1 rRNA gene is annotated in these 514 nt (G+C 54.1%); it reads right to left on the bottom strand.

The window, feature by feature from the left end:
* Window positions 1-458: ribosomal RNA gene (locus tag AACR77_RS04760) — 16S ribosomal RNA — on the bottom strand; the annotation flags it as partial.
* Window positions 459-514: the final 56 nt, after the last annotated feature.

Genomic DNA, 514 nt, shown 5'->3' with positions numbered 1-514 from the left:
ACCTTTCCTCCTCGCTGAAAGTGCTTTACAACCCGAAGGCCTTCTTCACACACGCGGCATGGCTGCATCAGGGTTTCCCCCATTGTGCAATATTCCCCACTGCTGCCTCCCGTAGGAGTCTGGACCGTGTCTCAGTTCCAGTGTGGCTGATCATCCTCTCAGACCAGCTAGGGATCGTCGCCTTGGTGAGCCATTACCTCACCAACTAGCTAATCCCACCTGGGCATATCCAATCGCGCAAGGCCCGAAGGTCCCCTGCTTTCCCCCGTAGGGCGTATGCGGTATTAGCAGTCGTTTCCAACTGTTATCCCCCTCGACTGGGCAATTTCCCAGGCATTACTCACCCGTCCGCCGCTCGCCGGCAAAAGTAGCAAGCTACTTTCCCGCTGCCGCTCGACTTGCATGTGTTAGGCCTGCCGCCAGCGTTCAATCTGAGCCATGATCAAACTCTTCAATTTAAGTTTGGTTGCTTGTTAAAGCGGCTCAATGAATTGCTGAATTAACTGCTGCAACT

The sequence above is a fragment of the Aeromonas sp. ZOR0002 genome, from assembly GCF_963866995.1.
Lineage (GTDB): Bacteria > Pseudomonadota > Gammaproteobacteria > Enterobacterales > Aeromonadaceae > Aeromonas > Aeromonas caviae.
The sequence above is the reverse complement of the archived record's forward strand: the minus strand, read 5'-3'. Positions and strand labels throughout refer to the sequence as shown.